At 71.6% G+C, this 23,596-nt stretch carries 15 protein-coding genes and 1 pseudogene; 7 read left to right on the plus strand and 9 right to left on the minus strand.

From position 1 onward, the window contains the following. Positions 1-223 precede the first annotated feature (223 nt). The 3 genes from ACFXKZ_RS28120 to ACFXKZ_RS28130 form a co-directional block, all read right to left on the minus strand. Positions 224-3,028: a hypothetical protein gene (locus tag ACFXKZ_RS28120; RefSeq protein WP_380003813.1), complete on the minus strand. Its 2,805-nt coding sequence runs from the start codon at positions 3,026-3,028 to the stop codon at positions 224-226. Positions 3,029-3,424: 396 nt separating this feature from the next. Continuing rightward, positions 3,425-4,021 (minus strand): dihydrofolate reductase family protein, encoded by a 597-nt coding sequence (locus tag ACFXKZ_RS28125; RefSeq protein WP_380003814.1) that lies wholly within the window; start codon positions 4,019-4,021, stop codon positions 3,425-3,427. Positions 4,022-4,110: 89 nt separating this feature from the next. Next, positions 4,111-4,794, minus strand: coding sequence for a DUF998 domain-containing protein (locus ACFXKZ_RS28130; RefSeq protein ID WP_380003815.1), 684 nt, complete (start codon positions 4,792-4,794; stop codon positions 4,111-4,113). A 170-nt stretch (positions 4,795-4,964) separates the two neighbouring features. On the opposite strand from ACFXKZ_RS28130, the gene ACFXKZ_RS28135 reads away from it, so the two are divergent. Both ACFXKZ_RS28135 and ACFXKZ_RS28140 read left to right on the plus strand, forming a co-directional pair. Next, positions 4,965-5,312, plus strand: coding sequence for a YciI family protein (locus ACFXKZ_RS28135; RefSeq protein WP_380003816.1), 348 nt, complete (start codon positions 4,965-4,967; stop codon positions 5,310-5,312). Then, positions 5,309-6,166 (plus strand): annotated as a pseudogene (locus tag ACFXKZ_RS28140) (RNA polymerase sigma factor); the annotation flags it as partial. The gene ACFXKZ_RS28135 and the pseudogene ACFXKZ_RS28140, both read left to right, overlap by 4 nt. A 69-nt stretch (positions 6,167-6,235) precedes the next feature. Here the strand turns inward: ACFXKZ_RS28140 and ACFXKZ_RS28145 are convergent. Further along, the gene (locus ACFXKZ_RS28145) at positions 6,236-8,116 is read right to left on the minus strand and encodes a hydantoinase B/oxoprolinase family protein (protein WP_380003817.1); all 1,881 of its coding nucleotides are present in this window, start codon (positions 8,114-8,116) and stop codon (positions 6,236-6,238) included. A 2-nt stretch (positions 8,117-8,118) separates the two neighbouring features. After that, on the minus strand, positions 8,119-10,263 hold the full coding sequence (locus ACFXKZ_RS28150; protein WP_380003818.1) for a hydantoinase/oxoprolinase family protein: 2,145 nt from the start codon (positions 10,261-10,263) through the stop codon (positions 8,119-8,121). 352 nt (positions 10,264-10,615) lie between these two features. Here ACFXKZ_RS28150 and ACFXKZ_RS28155 point away from each other — a divergent pair, with 352 nt between their 5' ends. Beyond that, positions 10,616-12,379, plus strand: a complete 1,764-nt coding sequence (locus ACFXKZ_RS28155; RefSeq protein ID WP_380003819.1) for a gamma-glutamyltransferase family protein — start codon at positions 10,616-10,618, stop codon at positions 12,377-12,379. Positions 12,380-12,407: 28 nt separating this feature from the next. Here the strand turns inward: ACFXKZ_RS28155 and ACFXKZ_RS28160 are convergent, their stop codons facing one another. The 4 genes from ACFXKZ_RS28160 to ACFXKZ_RS28175 form a co-directional block, all read right to left on the minus strand. Next, a complete protein-coding gene (locus ACFXKZ_RS28160; RefSeq protein ID WP_380003820.1) occupies positions 12,408-13,490 on the minus strand; it encodes a translation initiation factor IF-2 in 1,083 nt (360 codons plus the stop codon). Continuing rightward, entirely contained in the window at positions 13,487-14,800 is a 1,314-nt protein-coding gene (locus ACFXKZ_RS28165; RefSeq protein ID WP_380003898.1) for an ATP-binding protein, read from the minus strand. Before ACFXKZ_RS28165 ends, ACFXKZ_RS28160 begins: the two co-directional genes overlap by 4 nt. 103 nt (positions 14,801-14,903) lie before the next feature. Continuing rightward, entirely contained in the window at positions 14,904-15,983 is a 1,080-nt protein-coding gene (locus ACFXKZ_RS28170) for a prenyltransferase (RefSeq protein WP_380003821.1), read from the minus strand. Between the two features lie 387 nt (positions 15,984-16,370). Continuing rightward, complete coding sequence (locus ACFXKZ_RS28175) at positions 16,371-17,621, minus strand: MFS transporter (RefSeq protein ID WP_380003822.1); 1,251 nt, start codon at positions 17,619-17,621, stop codon at positions 16,371-16,373. A 182-nt stretch (positions 17,622-17,803) separates the two neighbouring features. Between ACFXKZ_RS28175 and ACFXKZ_RS28180 the strand changes: the two genes are divergently transcribed. The 4 genes from ACFXKZ_RS28180 (at position 17,804) to ACFXKZ_RS28195 (ending at position 23,571) form a co-directional block, all read left to right on the plus strand. Beyond that, positions 17,804-18,349, plus strand: a complete 546-nt coding sequence (locus ACFXKZ_RS28180; protein ID WP_380003823.1) for a MarR family winged helix-turn-helix transcriptional regulator — start codon at positions 17,804-17,806, stop codon at positions 18,347-18,349. Between the two features lie 576 nt (positions 18,350-18,925). After that, positions 18,926-19,987 (plus strand): lipase family protein, encoded by a 1,062-nt coding sequence (locus ACFXKZ_RS28185; protein WP_380003824.1) that lies wholly within the window; start codon positions 18,926-18,928, stop codon positions 19,985-19,987. Between the two features lie 426 nt (positions 19,988-20,413). Further along, positions 20,414-21,685: an AAA family ATPase gene (locus ACFXKZ_RS28190; RefSeq protein ID WP_380003825.1), complete on the plus strand. Its 1,272-nt coding sequence runs from the start codon at positions 20,414-20,416 to the stop codon at positions 21,683-21,685. Next, positions 21,685-23,571 carry a tetratricopeptide repeat protein gene (locus ACFXKZ_RS28195; protein ID WP_380003826.1) on the plus strand — a complete coding sequence of 629 codons (1,887 nt, stop codon included), beginning with the start codon at positions 21,685-21,687 and terminating at the stop codon, positions 23,569-23,571. Before ACFXKZ_RS28190 ends, ACFXKZ_RS28195 begins: the two co-directional genes overlap by 1 nt. The last annotated feature ends 25 nt before the right edge of the window (positions 23,572-23,596 follow it).

The following is a 23,596-nucleotide window of genomic DNA, read 5'->3' on the forward strand; positions in this document are numbered from 1 at the left end:
CGAGCCCCTCCCTGCCCGCCACTGTTGGTCGGTTTTCCGCCGAGCAAAGCGCAACTCGCGCCGGGAGTCCCCGTCTTGGAGCCCCGCACGCCGGCGGCGGCCGGCCCGGCGACTCTGGCCGGTTCCGGCCTCCCGGCCAAAGCACCACGCCCGCCGTACACACCCGACCCACCCGCAAAGGCACCCCGGCGGACTCGACCCGAGCCCCTCCCCGCCCGCCGCGTCAGCTGTACAGCGCACCGCCGAAGCGGGCGCGCAGTGCCCGGGTGGCGCGGTCGCCGAAGCGGTTGTGCCGGAGTTCGAGTCCTTCGAGTCCGGTCAGGTGGGGTGAGCGGGCCAGGGCGAGTGCGCCCGCGTCGCCGATGTCGTTGGTGTCGAGCACCAGCCACCGCAGGGTGGGCGGCATCGGCGTGCGGGCCAGTACGGCCGCTCCGTGGTCGCCGATGCCGCAGTTGCCGAGGTCGAGGCGGCGCAGCCGCCGGAACGGTGCCGCTGCCAGTCCGGCGGTGCCGTCGGGGCCGAGGCGGCCCCCGTTCAGCCGCAGTGTTTCCAGCGATTCGGTGAACACCGACTCCGCGAGGGCGGGGCCGATCTCGGGTGGCAGCCGGTCGGGATGGCCCCCGGACAGCCGGAGCGTCCGCAGGGCGCCCAGCCGCCGCCCGCGCACCAGGGTGAGCATGGCGGCGCCGGTAGTGTCGCCGTCGATCGCCATGGCGAGACTCCGGAGGCCGGCTGCCGCAGGGGAGTTGACCAGCGCGTCGACGCCTGCCCGAGTGAAGGCGCCGCTCGCGAGGTCGAGCGCGGTGAAGCGGTTGGGAAGCTCGCTCAGCCGGGTCAGCAATCCGTCGCCGAGCAGGTGGCTGTCGAGGGTGAGGTCGGTGAGGCGCGGCAGTGCCGGTAGGACCGTTGCCAAGGCGCTGTCGAGATCGTCGAAGGTGCTGCGCTTGAGGTCGAGGCGCTCCAGATGCGGCGCGAAGACGGCATCGGGCAGCCGCAGGAGCCCGGCCGAGGTGAATTTTTGCTCGTCGTAACGTGAGGCGGACACGTCCAGTTCACGCAGGCGCGGGTAGCCGTGGCCGGCGAGCAGGGCGGTCAGGGCGTCGTCGTCCAGGTTGGAATCCGGCAGCGCGAGACTTTCCAGTTGTCGTAGATACGGCGAGCGGGCCAGCCGGGCCGCGGCGTCGCCGTCCAGGTGGGTGTCGTAGGTGCGTAGGCCGCGGTAGCGGCCGAGCGCGGGAAGCAGCGAGATCTCGGCGAAATGGTCGCTCGCGAACTGCAGTTCAAGGCAGTCGTCTTCGGGTGCGGCACGAAAGAGGGCGTCGTGGTGGCGCAGGAAGGTCTCCGCTTCCATGTCGGTGACCGAGCGCACGAACCCGCGTTCCGGGTCGCCGATGAGGACGTCACGCACCTCCTCGGGCAGCGCGGCCACGTACGCGGCCACGGCGGCGTCCTCGTCGTCCGCGTTGCCGCCGCACTGGGCGTTGATCAGCCGGGCGTGCTCGGGGTGGGAGACGGCCACCAGCTCCGCATAGGCCGTCCGGGGGCCGTTGTCGGCGGGGCATGCCCGGATGGCGAGCAGCAGACGGGTGGCGGCCGGGTCGACGTGGTCCGGTCCCGGGACGACGGCGTCGGCATCGGCGTCGCGGCCGAGGGCCCTGAGCAGGACCGCCCGTGTCCGGTGCCGGTCGGCGTCGTCGCCGAGGAGGAGGGCCGCTTCGATGGCGTCCAGGGCGGTGTGCGGGTGCCCGTACCGGAAGAGGTCGTGGGCGAGCCGGGCCAGGGTCGGGCCCGCGGGCTCTCCCCACCGCAGGGCATGGATCACCTCGGTGAGTGACGACTGCGGGGTCAGCGGCGAGACAGGTACGCCCTCGTGCCAGTAGGGACCGTCGACCATGACGGCGGGCCAGGGCCGCTCGTCGCCGACGACCGGCGCGAGCGCCGCGGCGCCCTCGCGGGCGGCGAGCCGGATCCGGGCCAGCTGCGTGGGGCCGCCGTCCGGGTCGTCGGCGTCGGCTTCGGCGAGTACGGCGTGCAACTTCGCCTCGCTGTACGGCAGTTCGGCGGCGGACGGGGTGGCCAGCAGATCGGCGTCGCCCCACAGACGCCCGAGCCGGACCTCCCGTACGGGTGTCCCACCGGCGTCGCGGACCTGCCACAGGCCCACCTCGACGCCATCCTCGACCGGGCCGGAGCGGGTGACGCCGCGGCCGTCCGCCTCCGCGGCCGTGCGGTGCCAGGTCCGGTGCCGCTCGACTTCGCGTCCGGACCCGAAGTCGTGGCCGGACTCACGGCGCAGCAGTCCGTGCACGTCGTGGTAGCACAAAGTGCCGTGCAGGGGGTGGATGTCCTCGCGGGGCACCCGACGGGCCTCCCGCCAGAGGACGCCACTGCGGTAATAGCGCCGGTCGGTGCCGTCGACGGTCCACTCGCTCTGGAGGGTGCCGTCGGCCCACCAGTGCCGGGTTTCGAGCGTCTCCTCACCTTGCTCGCCACGCCGCCGCATGAACAGCCACGCGATGTCCCCCGAACCCGGCAGCCGGCTCGCCGTGGGTGCCACGCCTTCGGGGCGCGGCGGCACGGGCTCGCCCGAGCCGGGTTGGACCTCGACCCCGGCTCCGTCGAGATGACGGGTGCCGATCAGGACGCCGTCGGCGTACACGCACTCGTAGACACGTACCGACTCCACCGCGTCCCGCCACGGGCCGCCCGAGCCGTATCCAGACCCCGGCTCCGGCGACTGTGGCTTCGGGGTGCTCGGCCGGTGGAAGCGCCGTACGCCGTCGACGCGGCCGTCCGTGTACCGGCCCTCCTGCGACAACTCGCCACCGGGGTGGTCGTAGCGCCGAAAGACGCCGTGCGGCCGGCCGGCCACAAGCTCGGACTCGCAGATGAACCGGCCGTCCGCGTCCCAGTAGCGGATCAGGCCCGTGAGACGTCCGTGTTCGTCCTTGTCGCCGAGGACCCATTCCTGGTCCTCCTCCGACCACCACGCCTCGGGTGGCCGGGGGTCGGTGCGCCGCGCGGTCATGCCTCGCCTTCCCCGGCCGGCAGGTCGCCGACGAGCGTCGGCCTGAGGCCCCATTGTCCCGGACCCTCAGCCGGGCACGGCCACGTGGAACACAGGACGGGACGCGTGCCGTGATCGGGGTGTTCCTCGTCGTCGCCGTCTTTCTTGGTGAAGACCTCGCCACCGAAAGGGCTCCGACCCGCGCCGCACCGGCGCCACCCGGCCGGTGACGGCGACGTGGTTGCCGACGGTGTGGGCTTGGGTGGGGGTCGGGCCCAGGAAGGGGTGGACTCGACCCGAGACCCCTCCTGCCCGCCGTTGCCGGCCGGTGGTCGGCGACGAACGGCGGGGGAACCTCCCTGGAGATCAGGGTGGTTCCCCCGCGTTTGGTCCATGGGTTCGGCCGGGTGTCGGTCGTTACGCCCCGGGTGCCGGGCGGTAGGTGGCGACGTGTACGCCGGTGGTGCTGAGCTTGGTCGAGACCAGTTCGAGGGTGCGCAGGGCGCCGTCGGTTGGGAAGAGGGTCTTTCCGCCGCCCAGGAGCACCGGCATGATCATCAGGCGCAGTTCGTCGACCAGTCCTTCGGTCAGAAGGGTTCGGGCGAGTGTGAGGCTGCCCATCAGCACCAGGTCTCGGCCCTCGGTCGCGCGCAGTTCCCGGATCCGGTCGAGGGTCCGGTCGCCGGGGATGCGGGTGGTGTTGTTCCAGGTCAGGTCGTCGTCGCCGAGTGTGTCGGTGACGACGTACTTTCGGACCGAGTTCATGTGGTCGGCGAAGGGGTCGCCCGCTCGGCCGGGCCAGGCCGCGGCCATGACCTGCCAGGTGCGCCGGCCGAAGAGCAGCGCGTCGGTGGTGGCCGCCCATTCGGCGAGGGCGCCGCCCATCACCTGCGGGTCGAAGAAGGGGTGGGTCCAGCCGCCGTGGGCGAACCCGCCGTCGGTGTCCTCGTCGGGGCCGCCGGGGGCCTGACCGACGCCGTCCAGGCTGACGAATTCACCAATGATGATGCGCATCGAACCGTCTCGCTTTCTTGCTGGTTGAAGGGGGTTGAAGGGGGTTGAAGGGTTACAGGTGCAGGGTTGTCGCCCGAAAGGCGTGCCGCTCAGGCGGAGCGTCGGTAGTGCACGGCCACGTACGCGAGCAGTGCGAACATGGCGCTCGTGCCGATGGCGATGGTCAGCGCGCCGGCTTCGCCGCCGCTCATCGCCCACGCGTCGCCGGCGAGCTTCACCGTGGCGGCGACGCGGCAGACGACGGCGAGGCGCCGGTTGCCCAGGCGGGAGAAGTGTCGGCCGAGCAGGTAGCCGGCGGCGATCAACGCGATGAAGGTGACCGACCCGGCGGCCATGTGTCCGTACGCGTGCCAACTCATCGATTCCGGCACGCCCTTCGGCGTGCCCACCGGGAAGCCGTCCGCCGGATCCATCGTCAGCAGCCCGGCGGCGACCATGCCGACGCCGATCACCCGAACCAGCCGCGGCACCGCGACACCGCCGGGCGTCCCGCGCATGACCCGCCGCAGCCCGGCCGCGCCGGCGGTCGCCAGGACGCCGGCGATCACGAAGTTCGCGATCTGCAGCCAACCGAGGGAGCCGGTGGCCAACTGGCTGAGCGCGTGCCGGGTCGGCTCGAAACCGTCCCGGGTGGCCGCCTGGGCGACCGAGACGGCTACCCACAGCGGACCGGCGACGGCCGCGCAGGCGAGCAGCGCACGGGTGTCGACCCGCACCCCTGTGGCGTTGGCGTTGGCGGCGGTGGTGTGCGGGAGAGGCGCGGTGGTCGTCACGGTGGAACTCCTTCGGGGCGGGCCGGCCACCTCGGACGTCTTCCGTGGGGCTCGCACCTTCGTCGATCCATCGATGTGACAGGGAATAATGCGATTCCCTGTCACATCTTCTCTGCGACGTGTCAGCGTCCGGCAATACAGCCGGAGCGAACGAGATCGAACAAGACCGAGTGAGACCGGAGACCACCATGCGCTACCTGATGACCACCAAGGCCGGCCCGAACGACACCGCCCCCGACGAGAAGTTGTTCGCCGAGATGGGCGCCTTCATCGACGAGCTGAGCGCTGCCGGCGTGTTGCTGGCCACCGGCGGACTGGAGCCCGGCGGCGTGCGCCTGGTCTCGGCGGGCGGTGAGGTCACCGTGACCGACGGCCCGTTCGCCGAGGCCAAGGAGGCCGTCGTCGGCTTCGCGCTCATCGAGGTCGGCTCCAAGGAGGAGGCCGTCGCACTCGGTCGCCGGTTCCGCGCGATCGTCGGTGACGGCGAGAGCGTCATCCAGCAGGTCTTCGGCCCGTGACGGATGTCCACCGCACGGTCGATTCCATCTGGAAGACGGAATCGGCCCGCATCGTCGCCGCGCTGACCCGCATGGTGCACGACATCGGGGTGGCGGAGGAACTGGCGCAGGACGCACTGGTCGCGGCCTTGGAGCAGTGGCCCCGGTCGGGCGTCCCGGACAACCCGGGCGCCTGGCTCACCACCGTCGCCAAACGCCGCGCCGTCGACCACATCCGCCGCGACCGGCGGGCGGCGGAACACGGCGAACTGCTCGCGCACGAGCTGGCCGAACAACATCGTCTCGACGCGGACATCCGCAGCCTCGAGCCCGGCCCCGAGGCGGGTGCCGGGCATGGCGTCCACGAGCAGGACGACGTGCAGGACGACGAGCAGGACGACGTGCTGCGGCTCATGTTCGTCTCCTGCCACTCCGTGCTGCCCACCGAGGCGCGTGTCGCGCTGACTCTGCGCCTTCTCGGTGGGCTGACCGCGTCCGAGATCGCCCGGGCCTTCCTCACGGCCGAGCCGCTGATCGCCCGCCGCATCGCGACCGCCAAGCGCACGCTCGCCGAAGCGCGCGTGCCGTTCGAACTCCCGACGGGTCCCGAGACGGCCGAACGCCTCGCGTCCGTCATCGAGGTCCTCTACCTGATCTTCAACGAGGGCTACTCGGCGACCTCGGGCGACGACCTGATCCGGCCCGGCCTGTGCCTGGAGGCGCTGCGGCTCGGGCGACTGCTCGCCGACTCGATGCCCGCCGAGGCCGAAGTCCACGGCCTGGTCGCGCTCATGGAGATCCAGGCGTCCCGTGCCGCCGCGCGCACCGGTCCCGCCGGCGAACCCGTCCCCCTGCATCTGCAGGACCGCGGGAAAGCCGCCACAACGTGGCCGGCCCCGACCGTCGAAACGGTCGGGGCCGGCTCGTCGTTGCCTGGCGAGGTCCTACAGCATGTCCACTGCCGCGTATGCCTGCCCGCCCGACAGCAGGGCGTAGCCCGGGCCGCGGTCGAAGAAGGGCTCGACCTCGGGGCGGGCCGTGCGGATCGACTCGCGCAGTGCTTCCGTTGCCGCCTCGTCGACCGCCAACTCGTCGCCCTCGCCCGTCAGGACGACGCCGTAGTCGTCCGCCGCCGCCGCTCGGGAGACCTTGCCCCACTGGACGTCGCGCAGGACCGACTCGGTCTTGCGGTCGAGGGGATCGCCCCAGCCGCCGCCGCCCGTGGTGCGGATCCGGATCACCTCGCCGGCCTTGACCGGCTCGTCGTCGACCAGGCCCTCCATCTCGCGCTCGTTCGGGCCGCCCGGGTCGATCACGACCTGGAAGGGGCGGCCGGCCTTGCCGCCCTTGACGCCCCAGCAGGACAGGATCGAGCGGTCGGCGATCGACATGAACGACGCGTCGAGCAACATCCGGATGTGCTTCTCGTAGCCGAGGCCGCCGCGGAACTCGCCCGGGCCGCCCGAGTCGGCCGCCAGGCCCAGGCGTTCGACCAGGAACGGGAAGCGCGACTCGGTGAACTCGGTCGGCAGGTTGCGCGAGTCCGGCACGACGTGGATCGTGTCCTCGCCGTCCGCGTAGTAGCGCCCGCCCGAGCCGCCGCCGAGCACCTCGCGCATCAGGTACGAGCGGCCCTCCGCGTCGTGCCCGTACACGCCGGTGTAGCGGATCGTCTCCTGGTCGGCGGGCATCCGGCCGTCGACCGCCTTGGCCAGCACGCCGGAGAGCACGCCGAGCAGGCGCAGGATGACGAAGGTGCGCGCGTTGGTCGGCGCCGGGAAGATCGGCGTGAGCAGCGTGCCCTTCTCCGGGAACTTCATCTCGATCAGCGGCACCACGCCCTCGTTGACGTCGAGTTCGGCCATCCGCTCGGGGGTGTCCGCGAGGTTGCGCAGGATCGGGGCGAGCCACTTCTTGAGGAAGTTGCCGTCCGCGTAGTCGCCGCAGTGGTTGATCGGACCCTTGGCCTGCTTCGACGTACCCGTGAAGTCGATCAGGATCTTGTCGGGCGTCTTGGTCAGGGTGATCCGCTGCGTGTGCAGCATCGGCTCGTCCACGCCGTCGTGTTCGGCGTAGTCCTCCCAGACGTACTCGCCGTCGGGGATCTTGGACAGGATCTCGCGGCGGTAGGTCTCGGTGGTCTTGTCCAGGATGGCGTCGAAGCACGCCTCGACGGTCTCGCGGCCGTAGCGCTCGAAGAGTTCGCCGAGCCGGCGCGAACCCATCAGGCACGCCGAGCACTCGGCGTCCAGGTCGGCGGCGAGCGAGTCGGGCATCCGCGAGTTGCGGGTCATGATGCGCAGCGCGGCCTGGTTCGGCACGCCCTGGTCCCACAGCTTGATCGGCGGGACCATCAGGCCCTCTTCGTACACCGTGGTCGCGCCCGAGGGCATCGACCCGGGGCAGCAGCCGCCGATGTCGTCGTGGTGCCCGAACGCCTGGACGAACGCGACCACTTGGCCGTCCGCGAAGACCGGGACGGTGACGCACAGGTCGGGCAGGTGGCCGATGCCGCCCTCCGACTCGTACACGTCGTTGTGGAAGAACACGTCGCCCGGACGCATCGTCTCCAGCGGGAAGTCGCGGGCGATGGGGTGCACCAGCGCGGAGTACGAACGACCCGTGAGCTTGCGCAACTTGCGGTCGTGGATGCCCGCCCGGAAGTCGTGTGCGTCGCGGATCATCGGCGAGCGCGAGGTGCGCCCGATCGCGGTCTCGACCTCCATCTCGACCGAGGCGAGGGTGCCTTCGACGATCTCCAGGAGCACGGGGTCGACGCCGTGCAGCGCGTCCTGCGGGGTGGTGGCGGTGGTGCCGGCGCTCATGTTCAGGCTCCCTTCGAAGCGGTCGAGGTGGTGTCGGTGTCGCGGGTGACCACGACGTTGCCGTAGGCGTCCACGCGGGCGGCGAAGCCCGGGTGGATCGGGATGGTGGAGCCGAACTCCTCGATGATCGCCGGGCCGACGACCAGGTCGCCCGGGGCGAGTTCGGGCCGCGCGTACACGGCGGTGTCCACGTAGCCGTCGCGGTCGACGAAGCAGACCGCGCGGGTGCCGGTGCGGGCGCGCTCGACATCGTCCTCGCGGCCCGGGAGTTCGCGCAGCTCGGGGCGGCGGATCGGGCCGACGCCGGTGACGCGCAGGTTGACCCACTCCACGGGCTGGCTCGCGTCGCCGCGGAAGTTGTACCCGTAGAGCTGCTCGTGCGCGGCGTGGAACGACTCGGCGACGGTGTCGGCGAGTTCGGCGGTGAACGGGCCGTCCGGCACCGGGACCCGAACCTCGAATGCCTGGCCGAAGTAGCGCAGGTCCGCGGTGCGCACGTAGCGGTGGTCCTCGGCCGCGAAGCCCTCCTTGTCGAGGGCGTCGCCCGCCTTGCCCGCCAACTCGTCGAAGATGCCCGCCACCTTGGGGTGATCGAGCTCGGGGTGGCTGCCGACCGCGGTCTGCACGTAGTCGCAGCGCACGTCGACGGTGAGCAGGCCGAACGCGGAGACGTTGCCCGGGTCGCGCGGCACGATGACGCCGGCGAGGCCGAGGATGTCGATGAGGCGGCACAGCAGCAGCGAGCCGGAGCCGCCGAAGGTGGCCATGGTGAAGTCGCGGACGTCCAGGCCGCGCTTGACGGTGATCTGGCGCAGCGCGTTGGCCTGGTTCCAGGCCGAGATCTCCAGGATGCCGTTGGCCAACTGCTCGATGCCCATGCCCAGTTCGGCGGCCATCTTGGTCAGGCCCTCACGGGCGGCGTCCACGTCCAGCGGGATCTCGCCGCCGAGCAGGTGCGGGGGGATGCGGCCGAGCAGGACGTGCGCGTCGGTGATGGTCGGCTCGGTGCCGCCCTTGCCGTAGCACAGCGGGCCCGGGTCGGCGCCGGCCGAGCGGGGGCCGACCTTGAGCGTGCCCTCGGGGGAGATCCAGGCGATCGAGCCGCCGCCGGCGCCGACGGTGACCACGTCGATCATCGGGATCTTGGACGGGAAACGCCCGACCGTGCCCTCGGTGGTCAGCGTCGGCTCGCCGCCGAGCACCACCGACACGTCGGTGGAGGTGCCGCCGCCGTCGCAGGTCAGGACCTTGTCGAAGCCGGCCTTCTCGGCGATCAGCGCGGCGCCCAGGGCGCCGGCGGCCGGGCCGGAGAGCACGGTGGTGATCGGCTGGTGCACGACCTCCTCGGCGGAGAGCACGCCGCCGTTGGACTTCATGATCGCGAACGGCACGCGGCGGGGCGCCTCGCCGGCGGTGGTGAACGCGTCCAGGCGCTGCCGGATGCCGCCGACGTAGCGGGCCACACGCGGCTTGACCGCGGCGTCGACGAGGGTGGTCATCGAGCGCTCGTACTCGCGGTACTCGCGCAGCACCTCGGAGCTGATCGACACGATCGCCTCGGGGTGCTCCTCGCGCAGGATCTCGCGCATGCGCTCCTCGTGCGCCGAGTTGGCGTAGGAGTGCAGGAAGCAGACGCCGATGGTGAGGATGCCCTGCTCGCGCAGTCGACGGGCGGCGGCGCGGGCGCCCTCCTCGTCGAACGGGCGGACCTCGTTGCCCTTGTGGTCGAACCGGCCGCCCACGGTGTGCACCAGGTCGACCGGGACGATCCGGTCCGGCTTGACCCAGAAGTAGGAGTTGCCGTAGCCGTCCGGGACCGCCTGGCGGGCGATCTCCAGGATGTACTCGTAGCCCTCGGTGGTGATGAACCCGAGGCGGTCGATCTTGTCTTCCAGGAGCTGGTTGGTGGCCACCGTGGTGCCGTGCGCGACGGCGGTGACGTCGGCCCCGGTGCATCCGAGCAGGCCCAGCACCTTGTCGATGCCGTTCATGAAGCCGTCGGCCGGGTCGCTCGGCGTGGACGGCGTCTTGGTGGTGACCAGCTCGCCGGACTCCTCGTCCAGCGCGACCACGTCGGTGAAGGTACCGCCGGTGTCGATGCCGATTCGGATCCGTCGGCGGGGTCCCGCCGCTGCGGCAGGCGTCATCAGCGCGCTCCAATCGGAGGGGAGGTGATTCGATCACATTCGTGGAGGGCTGTTCGCCCGGCTGCTGACAGCGATTCAACTCGCCGGGCGATCCTGCGGAATCGGCAACATCTGCCAAGCAGCTCGGCAACAGTTGGTGAATCGCTCTCGGTTGATCCCGTCTGCCGATGCGTGGGTTCCCGTCTACCGACGCGTGCGTTTTCGTCTACCGAAGCGTGTGTCCCCGGTTTGCCGAAGCGTGCGCAACCCCGCCGAATCACTTTCGGTAGCCGTACGACTTCGCGAGACTGGCCGGATCGTGCTCGGCGGTGCCCCAGGGCGGGGCCGGGACGCCCGGCGCGGAGGAGGCGCGATGAGCGACTGGACGAGCCGGCCGACCGTACGGGGGACCTTCGGGGTCGTGTCGACCACCCACTGGCTCGCGTCGCAGTCGGCGATGGCGGTCCTGGAGGACGGCGGCAACGCGTTCGACGCGGCGGTGGCGGCCGGCTTCGTGCTCCAGGTCGTGCAGCCGCACCTGAACGGGCCGGCCGGAGAGGTGCCGATCATCCTCGCTCCGGTGGGCGGCGCGGTCCGGGTGTTGTGCGGCCAAGGGCCCGCGCCGCAGGGGGCCACCATCGGGCACTACCGCTCCCTCGGCCTCGACCTCGTGCCCGGGACCGGGCCGCTGGCCGCCGCCGTGCCGGGCTCCTTCGACGCGTGGCTGACGCTGCTGCGCGACCACGGGACGAAGCCGCTCGCCGAGGTGCTGACGTACGCGATCGGCTACGCCGAGTCGGGACACCCCGTCTCGCCGCTGCTCGCCGCGACCGTGGCGCGGATGCGCGAGCAGTTCGAGACCGAGTGGACCAGCTCGGCCGAGGTGTACCTGCCCGCGCCGCAGACCGGGACGCTCTTTCGCAACCCCGCCCTGGCCCGCACCTGGCGCACGCTGCTGCGTGAATGCGCGGGCGGCACCCGCGAGGCGGAGATCGAGGCGGCCCGGCGGATCTGGCGCGAGGGCTTCATCGGCGAGGCCGTCGCCGACTTCGCCGCGAAGCCCGCGATGGACACCTCGGGACGGCGCCACGCCTCCACCCTCGTGGGTGACGACCTCGTGCGATATGCCGCCCACTACGAGGAGCCGGCCGGCCACGACTGGCGGGGCTGGACCGTGTACAAGCCCGGCGCGTGGAGCCAGGGCCCGGTCTTCCTCCAGCAACTTGCGCTGCTGCCCGACGAGTTCGACTACGACGACCCCGATTATGTGCACACCCTGGTCGAGGGCACCAAGCTCGCCATGGCCGACCGGGAGGCCTGGTACGGCGACGCCGCGCCGGTGCCGCTCGACGACCTGCTGGCGGGCGGGTACAACGCCGGCCGGCGCATGCTGATCGACGCACGGGCATCCCACGAGCTGCGCCCCGGCGCCCCCGGCGGCCGGGTCCCGCGCCTGCCCGGCCTGCCGGTGGCGCAGGGCGAGGCGGAGGCCGGGTCGACCCGGCCGCCCGGCACCGGCGAGCCGACCGTCCGCGCCGACGGGGCGACCCGGGGCGACACCTGCCACCTCGACGTCGCCGACCGCTGGGGCAACCTGGTCTCCGCGACGCCCAGCGGCGGCTGGCTCCAGTCCGGCCCGGCGATACCCGGACTCGGCTTCCCGCTCGGCACCCGGCTCCAGATGGCCTGGCTGGAGCCCGGCCTGCCCAACTCGCTCACCCCGGGCCGCCGCCCCCGGACCACCCTGTCCCCGTCGATCGCCGTGCGCGACGGCATGCCCGTGCTGGCCTTCGGCACGCCGGGCGGCGACCAGCAGGACCAGTGGTCCCTGCACTTCTTCCTCGCCGTGGCCCTCGGCGGCCTCGACCTCCAGGCCGCGATCGACGCCCCCAACTGGCACACCGCGAGCTTCCCCGGCTCGTTCCACCCCCGCACGATGAGCCCCGGCAGCCTCACGGTCGAATCCCGTCTCGGCGACAAGGCCGTCGCCGCACTGCGCGAGCGGGGCCACCTGGTCACGGTCGACGAACCGTGGTCCCAGGGCCGCCTGTGCGCGGTCGCGCGCGATCCCCGCACGGGCGTGCTGTCGGCGGCGGCGGATTCACGCGGCGTACAGGGCTACGCGGTCGGGCGCTGACCCGGGCCCTCTGCGCCGACGGCGCCGGTCAGCGCGCGGCCGCGCGTTCCAGCCGGATCGTCAGGAGGGTGGGCACCAGGGCCACCCAGAACAGGATCTGCGGGATCAGCCGCTCGGACCACGGGATCAGCACGACCACCACGGCGGTGGTGGTGATCCACGCGGATTGCCCCACCACCAGGCGGGCCCAGCCGACCCGACGCACCAGCGACCACATGCTGAGCCGTACCCCCGTGCGCAACCGGCGGTAGCGGCGCCAGGCGCCGAAGGCCCAGGCCAGGGCCATCAGGGTCAGCGCCCAGACGCGGGTGCCGAACGGGGCGGGCAACGACGTGGCGTCGTCGCCGGTGGGGAAGACCCGGGCCGCGAGGGCGGCCAGGACCAGGCAGACCAGCGCGATCCAGCGGGTCCCGCGCAACATGCGGAACACGGCCGCGTCGATCTGCTTGCGCAAGCGCTCCGAGGTCGGGTCGGCGCCCAGCGCCGTGGCGGCGGCGTCGGCGGAGGCGGTGAGCTTGGCGCCGGCGCCGATCACGGGTGCGCGGGCGGCGTCGTACTCGGCCTGGTCGGCGAGTTCGGCCAACGCCCAGGCGTTCTGCGGGTCCAGGCGCAACACTTCGCGCACGGCTCGGGCGCGTACGTCGTTGCGGCCGACCAGCAGGGACGCCTTCCACAATGCGGGGTGGGCGTTGACCGCCTCCGGGCCGAACCGCACCGCCATCGAGGCCGCGTCGAACGCCTCCGGCCACCGCTCCTGCCACGCGGTCAACGCCTCGGACAGCGCCGCGTATCCGTTCCACAACTCGGGCGCGAGCCCGATCGCGGTCCGCGCGGCGGCTTCCGCCTCCTCGCGCCGCGTCGACCGGCGGAGCGCGTACGCCCGCACGATCAGCGCCTCGTAGTCGTCCGGCGCGAGGGCCAACGCCGCGGCGGTGGCGGTCAGTACCTCCTCGTCCCGCCCCAAACCCTGGTGCACATAGGCCAGTTGCACCCACGCACGGACATCGTCCGGGTCCTCGGCCAGCCGCCGGGCGAGCAGTTCGCCCGCCTCCTCGTCCCGGTCGAGCGTCAGCAGCGCCCGGGCCTGTTCGACGAGCGGGTGCTCGGTCACAGCTTGCCGTTCTTTCGCAGGTAGGTGAGCAGGTCGTCGTAGGTGCCGCCGTCGTTGGCGAACATCGCGACGTTGCGCGCGGTGGCGAACCAGGCCTCGGTGGACGGCCGGATCGCCTTCGCCGCCGCCAGCAGGTCGGCCATGCCGATCATCCGGACCGAGCCGGTTCGCGCGGAGTCGAGCAGCGCGGACTCGGCGGCGCTCTCGCACACGTGCGCGAGGTCGGCGCCGGAGAAGCCGTCGGTGATCTTGACCAGCTTGCCCAGGTCGACCGAGGCGATCGGACGTTGGCTCAGGTGGTAGCGCAGGATCGCCTCGCGCGCCGGGCGGTCGGGCGGCAGGACGAGAAGCGTGCGGTCGAGCCGGCCGGGGCGGCGCAGCGCGAGGTCGACGTCCCACGGCACGTTGGTCGCGGCAAGTACGAACACGCCCTCGTTGACGTCGCCGACGCCGTCCAGTTCGGTGAGCAGTTGGTTGACGGTGTTGCGCAGGCCGCCGTGTTGGGTACGGCTGCGCTTGGCGCCGAGCGCGTCCAACTCGTCGAGGAAGACCACGCACGGCGCCTTGCGGCGGGCGGTGGCGAACACCTCGTGCATGTTGCGCTCGGAGTTGCCGATCCACATGTCCAGCACGTCGCTGATCGACACCGAGATGAAGTTGGCGCCCAGTTCGCCGGCGACGGCGCGGGCGATGAACGTCTTCCCGCAGCCGGGCGGCCCGTACAGGAGCAGGCCGCCGCGCAGGCTCTTGCCGTAGAGCCGGCGCAGTTCGGGGTTGCGCATCGGGGCCAGGAACGCGGCCTCCAAGCGGTCCTTGACCTCCTGCATGCCGCCGACGTCGGCGAGCCGCAACCCCTCGGGGGCCTCGACGTCCCACGCGCTCGCGCCGCCGGGGTCGCCGGAGCCGTCGGCGGCGAGGGGCGCCTCGGGGGCGCGGGGAGCGTCGGGGGTGCCCGGGGCCGGCGGCGCGACGAAGCGCGTCGGGACGACGCCCTCGACCTCCTCCTCGGCGGCGGCCCAGTCGAAACCCGCCGGGCGGGGCGACTGCGGCTGCGGGGGAGCGGCGGGGGTCTCCGCGGCGGCCGGTGCCTCCGCCGCCGCCGGCGCCGCGCCGCCCATCGCCCGCGCCATCAGCGCCCGTGCCGCCGGGTCCGCCGGCGCCTGGCTGAGCGCGACTGCCACCTCGCCGACGGCGGCGTCCAAGTGCCCGGCGTCGAGCAGCAGTTGGGCCAGGTGCAGGCGCAGCGGCAGATCTCGGGGCGCCGCGTCGACGGCCGAACGCAGGCTCCGAATCAGCGGGGAATCCGGCATCGCCTCGGATTCGGGCGACATTGCCTCGGATTCGGGCGACGGGGAAAGCTCGTCGGACATACGCCCAGATTACGATCTTGGACGCTGCCCACTCCGACCGGGTTCAGGTCGAGGCATTCTCGGCGGGGCAGGGGATCGGGACGGTTTCGTCCACCCGGCGCAGCCGACGCAGCGCCATCACCAGGCGTACGCCGAACAACACGAGGAAGCCGGCCAGGATCGCGGTCAGGAAGCTCAACGAGCCGGCCATACCGTCGTTGACCTGCGGATCCGTGGCGGTCTCGGCCAGTACGCCGACCAGCGCCGCGCACACGATCAGGGCGACGTGATTGGAGGCCCAGAACACCACGGGCGTCATCCGGCGCGGGTCGTGGTCGGCGAGCGCACCGGACCGCAGCCGGCCCACCAGCCACACCGACAGCGGCGCCGTGCCCGCCATCACCGCGCAAACCGGCCAGGGGACCCATCCCGCAAGCGCGAACACGATCAGCGCCGCATAGGCCGTGACCTGACACAGCGTGAAGATCACGATGACCCGGCGCGGTCCGAGCAGGACCGGCAGGGTGCGTTTGCCGACCCGGGCGTCGGACTCGATGTCGGCGAGGTTCATCACCATCATCCGCGCCGCCTGCAACAGCGCGGTCGGCGCCAGGATCAGCAGGATCAGCCCGGGGACGCTACCCGCGAGCAGCGATACCGCCACGATCGGCCAGATCCCGTTGAGGCCGACGGCCACGGTCAGTTCGCCCAGTCCGCGATAGTTCAGCCGCAGCGGCGGCGCGGTGTAGAACCACGCGAGCGCGATGCCGGCGGCGGCCGTCAGGCGGGTGGGCAGCGTTGGCATCGCGACGGCGACGAACACCGCGCCGGTGAGCAGTACGAAGGCGGTGGACAGCGAGACGATCGGCCGGACCAGGCCGTCGACCAGGGCGCGGCTGCCGCCGGTCCAGGGTGTGTGGTAGCGGTTGGCGCGGTCCGCGTCGAGATCGAAGTATTCATTGCAGTAGTGCGTCATCAGGTGGGTGACCCACGCGAAGCCCTGGGCCAGCGCGTACCAACCGAGGTCGATCCGATGCCCCTCGTGCACCGCCACCGCTCCGCCGAGCGCGACGGGCAGCATATTGTAGAGCAGGAACCGTAACCGGGCCAGCCGAACGAAGCCGATCCACTCGGTGCGGTTCACGGTTCCCCCTCGACCCGTGCGCATGCCCGGGCCGAAGTCCGCCTGTGGCAACGGGACATGCGCATACGACGTGCCCTGCCCCGGCGCGACCCGTCCAACGTACGAGAGGAACCCACCCGCACGGAAGCCACGTTCGAGCCGGCCGGTGAGAGCCGCCGCCGCTTCCGGTTGAGGTGCCGTCGAACCCGTGGCGCATCGCGTCCGGGGCATCCGTGCGTGCGCCGGGCTCGCTCTCTGTTGCCCCGCGCCTGCTCCCGGGTATGCGGGCGGACCCGAAAAGGCAGACCTACGAGGGCGATTCGGTGTGTTCGGTCGACGGGACAGATCAGCGTCCTTCTCCCGCCCCTTGGCGCTGAACGCGCCTTATGTGCGGTCGAGTTCATCCGTCTACCGGGCGGGCAGGGCCTGCCGTTCGGCTTCGGTCGTCGGGGTATCGGTATCGGTATTGGTGTCGGACGGGGTCCGCCCGCCGGTGCGGCGAGTCGCGAGGGTGAGGGCCAGCGCGGCCGTGGTCAGGGCCACGCCGAAGCCGACGGCGCCGGCGACGCCCACGTGGTCGGTGAGCAGGCCGCCGAACAGCGCGCCGAGGGCGATGGACGTGTTGTAGCCGAGGGTGTTGATGGACATGGCCGCCTCGAAGGTGTCCGGTGCGGCGGCCAGCGTCAGGTTGATCTGGCACAGGTTCACCGCGCCGAAGCACACGCCCCACAGGGCCAGGGCGATGATCGCGCCGGTGCGCGACCGGCCGATGGTCAGCAGGAGTACGAGGGCCGCCACGATTCCGGCGAGGGCGACGACAAAGGTGCCGTGCAGGCGTTTGCCGACGGTGTACCCGGCGGCGAAGTTGCCCGCCGCGCCGCCGATTCCGTACACGATCAGCAGTGCGGTGACGAAGCCCGGCGTGGCCGACGACTTCTCCTCCAGGAACGGCCGGACGAAGGTGTACGCCCCGAAGTGCCCGAGGACGTACAGCACGACGGTGATCATCACCAGCCGCAGCGGAACGTTCTTGACCGCCAGGCCGAAGACCTCCCGGGCCGGCACCGCGTTCTGCGACGGCAGCGAGGGGACGGTGACCGCGACGGCGAGGAAGACCACCGCGCTCAGACCGCTCCAGATCAGGAACGTGGTCCGCCAACTCGTCAGATCCTCCAGGAAGGTGCCCAGCGGGATGCCGACCACCGTGGCGATCGAGATGCCGGAAAGCGCCACCGCCGCCGCGCGGTTCGCGTGCTGTTCGGGGACCAGACGCATGGCCATGCTCACGCCGATGGCCCAGAAGACGCCGTTGGCGAAGCCCATGACGAGCCGTGCGGCCAGTACGAGCGGGTAGTTGGGCGCGATCGCGGTGACCAGGTTGCCCAGCGCCAATACCGCGAGCAGCACGGTGAGCAGCGTGCGCCGGTTGACGCGGCGGGTCCAGGCCACGATGAACGGGACGCCGAGGCCGGCCGAGACGCCGTACAGCGTGACCATCAGCCCGGCGACGCCCACCGAGATGTCCAGGCTGGAGCCGACGGGGGTGAGCAGGCCGACGGGCATGAGTTCGGTGGTGACGAAGGTGAACAGGCTCGCGGTGATGACCGCGACGCCCAGCCACGACCGCAGAGCCGAGTGGGGGTGTGCGTTCGGTGACATTTCTGCTTTCCGGTGGGGGTTCGGGGGTTTCGGTTTTTTGGGCATGCCGAAAAGGGCGCCGCCCGGGCGGGCGGGAGGTCGGGGAGGTGGGGAGGCGAGGGTCGCCGATTTGTGTCCAGGCGTGACGGCCTAGATACTTTCCATGGAAAGCAGATTACTTTCCGTGGAAAGGATCGTCAAGCATGGCCCAGGACCCCACCGAGCCCGTCCCCGTCCCCGCCCCCGTTTCGCCCGAGGACGCCGATGCCCTCGATCGCATCGTCGGCCAGTGGCGTCGCGAGCGGCCCGACCTCGATCCGAGCCCGATGCATGTGGTCGGTCGGATCTCGCGCCTGCACTGGGCGTTGGAGGAGCGGCTGCTCCGGGTCTTCGGCCGATACGACATGGGCCGGGGCGAGTTCGACGTCCTGGCCACGCTGCGCCGCTCCGGTGCGCCGTTCGAGCTGAACGCCGGTGAGCTGAGCGGTTCGACGATGGTCACCTCGGGCGCGGTGACCAAACGTGTCGACCGCCTCGAACGCGCCGGCTTGGTCACCCGCCGCGCCGCCGAAGGCGACGCCCGAGGCCGCCTGATCCGACTCACCGACCGGGGCCGGGAGTTGATCGACGCCCTGGTCGGCGAACACCTCCACAACGAGTCGAACCTCCTCGCCGGCCTGACCCCCGACGAACAGGCCACACTCACCTACCTACTGCGCAAGCTGGGCCGCACGCTGCCGGACTACTGAGGTCCCGCGCCGGCGCCGCCGGCCGGCAAGGAGGTGAGCGTCGCCGCCTACGCCTCGTCGGCCGACGCCGAGGAGCAACGCCTCGTGTGGAGAACACGCCCTCCCCACCCGTCGGTTCGACACGTGGTTCTCCCGCGCCCGATCCCGCTGATGTTCCGAACGCATGTCGATCGGGTACCCGGGCACCCACGTCTCCTCCACCCGGAACGTTCTCCCCCTGAAACGCCCCCTGACGTACGGCTTTTCGGCCCTCCGGCTCTCCGGCCCTCCGGTCTCCCGGTGTGCCCGTGCTGGAGTTACCCCCCGATCGTTCGTGGGCCTCGGTGGAGTGATCGAGGGAAGTGGAATTCCTACCGTGGAGGCATGGAATCCTTACGGCGCGGATCGCGCGGAATCAGAATCGGTATCGGAATCGGTGCGCGGTACAAGCGGGTTGCCCGGGGTGCGGGCGCCGTGTGTGTCGGTGTCCTCCTGGCGTGTTCGGGAGCGGTTCCCGCGGCGTCGGCGGCCGGTGGCAACGGGACCGGGGGCGACGGGACCGGCCGCGGGACCCTCCTGTCCCACCACGTCGAGCGGTTGACGCGCGCGGAGGTGCGGGACGTGCTCAAGGCCGAGCAATTGCCCGAAACCGACGCCCGCCACCCGATCGACGTCCACCGGGTCCGCTATCGCACCATCGATCCCCAGGGACGGCCGACCGTGGCGAGCGGCGTCGTTGCGATCCCCAGCGGCGCCCCCCGCGCGCAGCGGGTGGTCGTGTACGAGCACGGCACCACCGTCGAGCGTGCGGGCGCGCCGAGCGGGTCGAACGCGCACGACAACCTGACCTATCCGCTGTACTTCGCGAGCGCGGGCCACTTCACCGTCGCACCCGACTATCTCGGCCTGGGCAGCGGCCCCGGCTTCCATCCCTACGAGCACGCCGCCTCGGAGGCGACGGCCTCCCTGGACCTGATCCGCGCCGCCCGCCGGTTGGCGGATCGGGCCCACCTCCGGCTCGACGAACGGGTGCTGGTCACCGGGTTCTCCCAGGGCGGCCACGCGGCGATGGCACTGGCGCGGTCGTTGGACGGCGGTGCGGATCCGCACCTGCGGCTCGGCGCGCTTGCCCCGGTGGCCGGCCCCTACGACTTCGATGGGGTCATGCGGCCCGCCGCGCTCGCGTACCAGGGCAAGGAAACCAACCTCTCGCTGGCCTACCTCATGCTCGCCTGGGGCCCCATCTACGGTCTGTACCGGAACCCGGCGGAGGTCTTCCGCGCGGATCAGGTCGAGAACGTGACGAGCCTGTTCGCCGGCAAACTGCCCGACAAGGACGTGCTCGACCGGCTCCCCGACACCCTGGAAGGGCTGTTCCGGGCCGAGTTCGTGGCCCGGCTGCGGCAGCCCGACGACGCGCTCGCAGCCGCGCTGCGGGCCAACGACGCGACCTGCTCGTGGACGCCTTCGGTACCCGTCGTGCTGTTCGGTGGCGCCGCCGACCATACGGTCCCGTTCGCGAACACCGAGAACTGCGCCCGCCGCCTGACCGAACGCGCCGCGTCCGTACGGGTCGTGAACGTCGGCCCGGTGGACCACTTCGCATCGCGGCGGCTTGCCATCCCGCAGGTACTCGCCGGGTTCGCCCGACAGGCCTGAACCGGTCCGGCGGACATGGAAGCCCGATGGCCGCCGCAGACGAGGAGTCGGCCCCCATCCCGGTGCCGCGCGCCGCCGTCGAGGAGCGCTCCGCGTCGTCTACCGGGCTCGGCAGTTGGACGACCGTCGGCCAGTCGTGGTCGGCGGCGTCCAACCGCAACCGCTCCCGAGCCGCGCGTTCCTTGGGAATCGACCCGCCACCCTGCGCATACCGCATATCCACGGCATAGCGCAGGGATCTTCAACCGCCCACGACATCACGACGAAAACCTCAGTAGCGCGCATCAGGGCGCGTCACGCCGTCACCGAGGCGTCGCTGTACGTCGAGCGCGGATTTCGCCGCGCCGACCGGCCGGATAGCGCGGGAGCGTCGTGCCGGGCCGCTCCGTGCGGATAGGTTCCTGCGGAGTCCACGGAGGGAATTGCATGTCGGTCGCAGGTTCTTCCGAGAGTCCGCTGATAGAGGCACTGCGGCAAGCGGTTGCGGCGGCGCCCGATCGGCCCGAATACCGCCTGCATCTCGCGGAAGCCCTGATCGCCGGGGGTGCTGCGGTGGACGCCGTCATGGAGATCGCCGAGGCGCTGAAGCTGGATCCCGGTTCGGTCGCGGCGCGTGATCTGATGGCCGTGGCCGTAGGTCGGGCCGCGGGATCCGCGCCGGCCGAGACCGCACGGCCCGCCGCCCCCGAGCCGTCCCCGCCCCCGGCCGACGCGCGGACGGCTTCCTTCGACTGGTCGGCGGCCGAGAACGATCTGGGCGACACCCGGCAGCCTGAGCGCTTTCGGGTCGCCAACCACGACGAGCACGGCCCCGCCGACACGTTCGAGACCGAGCGCCCCACCGTCACACTCGCCGACGTGGGCGGCCTCCAACACGTCAAGGACCGCCTCGACAGCGCGTTCCTCGCCCCCATGCGCAACCCCGAACTACGCCGCATGTACGGCAAGTCGCTGCGCGGCGGCCTCCTGCTGTACGGCCCGCCGGGTTGCGGCAAGACGTTCATCGCGCGGGCGGTGGCCGGCGAACTCGGCGCGTCGTTCGTCTCGGTCGGCATCTCGGACGTGCTGGAAATGTGGATCGGCAACTCCGAGCGGAACATGCACGAGATCTTCGTGGCCGCGCGCCGCCACGCCCCCTGCGTGCTGTTCTTCGACGAGATCGACGCCCTGGGCAGGCGTCGGAGCCAACTGCACAGCAGCGCCATGCGAACCACCGTCAACCAATTCCTCCAGGAGTTGGATTCCGTCGACGCCGGAAACGAGGGCGTGTTCGTACTCGGCGCCACCAACAGCCCGTGGGATGTCGATCCCGCGCTGCGCCGCCCCGGTCGCTTCGACCGCACCCTGCTGGTCCTGCCCCCGGACTCGCCCGCCCGTGAGGAGATCCTGCGCTTCCACCTCCAAGACCGTCCGATCTGCGAGATCGATGTGCCGTCGCTCGCCGGGCGCACCGAGGGCTATTCCGGAGCGGACCTGGCGCACCTGTGTGAGTCGGCCGCCGAGAAGGCGCTCGTCGACTCGATCCGCACCGGCGAGGTACGGCTCATCGGCATGCCCGATTTCGACGCCGCTCTGGGCGAGTTGAAATCCTCGGTCACCGCCTGGTTCGAGGCGGCCAAGTCCGTCGCGCTGTTCGCGAACGAAGGGGGCGCGTACGACGATTTGGCCGCCTATCTCCGCGAGAAAAGGCTGCTCTGATGCCGGTCGGCGAGGCCGGCGACGTACTGGGCAAGGACGTCAAGCGGGCGCGAAATCTGATCGACATCCACAGGTACGGTGACGCGGAGGCCGTACTGCGCCGCGTTCTCGCGGCCGATCCCGACCACTTCGGCGGCCTGTCACACCTTTCGTGGTTGTTGGATCTCGACAACCGTCCGAACGAGGCCGCCGAGGTTGCCGCCCTGCTCGTCGCCCGCTACCCCAACGATCGGGAGGGCCATCGGCGCCTCGGGTGGATCCGCTTCCATCAGCGACGCCGGGTCGAGGCCGAGTCGCACGCCCGCCGCGCCGTCGAACTCGCCCCCGATGCCGCCAACGCGTGGACGCTGCTGGGCAGGATTCTGGCCCGGCTTCCGGGCCGCACGGACGAAGCGCTCACGGCCGCCGACGAGGCCATTCGACTGGATCCGCACAGCGGCACGGGGTACCAGGTCCGCGCTCGCGCATACAGCGCGAGCAAGCGCTGGTCGGAGGCGGAGGCCGCGCTGGCCGAGGCCCTTGCCTGCGCCCCGCACAGTATCGACAACCTGGCGGACATGGCACTGGTCAAACTGCGGCTCGGGAACGTCGAGGAGGCGCGTGGCCTGCTGACGAGCTGCCTGCGTCTGGATCCGTCACCGAGGGCCGTCCGCGGGGTGATCCGAGACATCGAGACCAACGGCTTCTGCGAGCAGTTGGCCGATGTCTACGCACTGGCCTGCTTCGCCGTCGGGCGCCCCCGCCTCAGCGTGCCGGGAGCCGCCGGGGACGACGGCGAACTCCTCACCGAGCAGGGGCGATTGGCCCAGACCCTGTGGCGGGAGGCGAAGAAGGCGGGACACACGTGGCCCAGGGCGGCGGGCGAGCAGGCCCGCGCACTGGTCACCGCGATCCTGGCGGCCGACCCGACGCACCGCGTGGGCCGCGAAGCGGCAATGACCATCGCCGATGAGGACGGGGACCACGTCGGTGCGGACGCCCTGGCCACCGGCCTGCTTGCCGACGGGTACGACGACATACCGCACACGTACCTCGTCGCCATCCACGCCGCCGTGAAGCTTGCCCGGGCCGCCGATGCCCTGGATCTCGCGCAGGCCGCCGCGGCCCGGCATCCGGACCACCTCGACCTCTCGTGTTGGCATTGGCGCACGCTGCTCACCGCGGGGCGCCGCACGGAGGCGGTGGCCGCGGCCGTACACGCGACACGGCTCGCGGCCGCGAGCCCCTGCCGTCCGCTCATCGAACTCGCGCGCGCGGCAACCGAGTCCGGCTCGAGTCATGACGCGGTGCAGCTCCTGGACGCGGTCCTGACACCGACCACGGGCGCCCACCTCGGCCGGTTGCACCGCGCCGCATTGCTCGTACGGGCCCACAACTTCGTCGATGCCGAAACGTTGTTGGCCTCGGGCCCGCCGTCGGCGGACGGGCTGACACACGCGATGCTCGCCTCGGCCCGTCTGATGCAGGGCAAGTGGACGCGGGCACTCGCCGACTTCGAGAGGGCGATCGCCGCGCCTGTGCGGGGGTTGACGGTGCCTCGGCTGATTCGGGACCAGGTACGGGGTTGGGGGGTGCCGTACGCGCTTCGCGAGGTCTACCTCGAAGCGCTGACTCTGTTGGGCGAGGCGGACTCGTCGAACGCCATGGCCCCGTCGGACAGGGCGAACCTCTGGTACGGACTCGTGGGTCTGTTGATGATCGCGGCGACAGAGGACAACCCGGAGGCGCTGCGGTGGGCACGAGCCGTCGCGGCGGATGCGCGCGCGCTCGACCCGAAGCACGCGTCCGGCTCCGCGATCGAGGCGATCCTCGCCGACCCGGAATCCGCCGACGCGCACACGTTCGTGGAGACGGTACGCACGCGCTTGGCCGCCGCCGTGACCTAGGTGTATTCACCCGTCAGGTTGCCGA

The organism is Embleya sp. NPDC059237 (assembly GCF_042754105.1).
Lineage (GTDB): Bacteria > Actinomycetota > Actinomycetes > Streptomycetales > Streptomycetaceae > Embleya.

Excerpts from the sequence above, each read along its gene's own strand:
- ACFXKZ_RS28120 (WP_380003813.1), bottom strand. The coding sequence starts at position 3,028 with ATGACCGCGCGGCGCACCGACCCCCGGCCACCCGAGGCGTGGTGGTCG.
- ACFXKZ_RS28125 (WP_380003814.1), bottom strand. The coding sequence starts at position 4,021 with ATGCGCATCATCATTGGTGAATTCGTCAGCCTGGACGGCGTCGGTCAG.
- ACFXKZ_RS28145 (WP_380003817.1), bottom strand. The coding sequence starts at position 8,116 with ATGAGCGCCGGCACCACCGCCACCACCCCGCAGGACGCGCTGCACGGC.
- ACFXKZ_RS28150 (WP_380003818.1), bottom strand. The coding sequence starts at position 10,263 with ATGACGCCTGCCGCAGCGGCGGGACCCCGCCGACGGATCCGAATCGGC.
- ACFXKZ_RS28155 (WP_380003819.1), top strand. The coding sequence starts at position 10,616 with ATGAGCGACTGGACGAGCCGGCCGACCGTACGGGGGACCTTCGGGGTC.
- ACFXKZ_RS28165 (WP_380003898.1), bottom strand. The coding sequence starts at position 14,800 with ATGCCGGATTCCCCGCTGATTCGGAGCCTGCGTTCGGCCGTCGACGCG.
- ACFXKZ_RS28175 (WP_380003822.1), bottom strand. The coding sequence starts at position 17,621 with ATGTCACCGAACGCACACCCCCACTCGGCTCTGCGGTCGTGGCTGGGC.
- ACFXKZ_RS28180 (WP_380003823.1), top strand. The coding sequence starts at position 17,804 with ATGGCCCAGGACCCCACCGAGCCCGTCCCCGTCCCCGCCCCCGTTTCG.
- ACFXKZ_RS28190 (WP_380003825.1), top strand. The coding sequence starts at position 20,414 with ATGTCGGTCGCAGGTTCTTCCGAGAGTCCGCTGATAGAGGCACTGCGG.
- ACFXKZ_RS28195 (WP_380003826.1), top strand. The coding sequence starts at position 21,685 with ATGCCGGTCGGCGAGGCCGGCGACGTACTGGGCAAGGACGTCAAGCGG.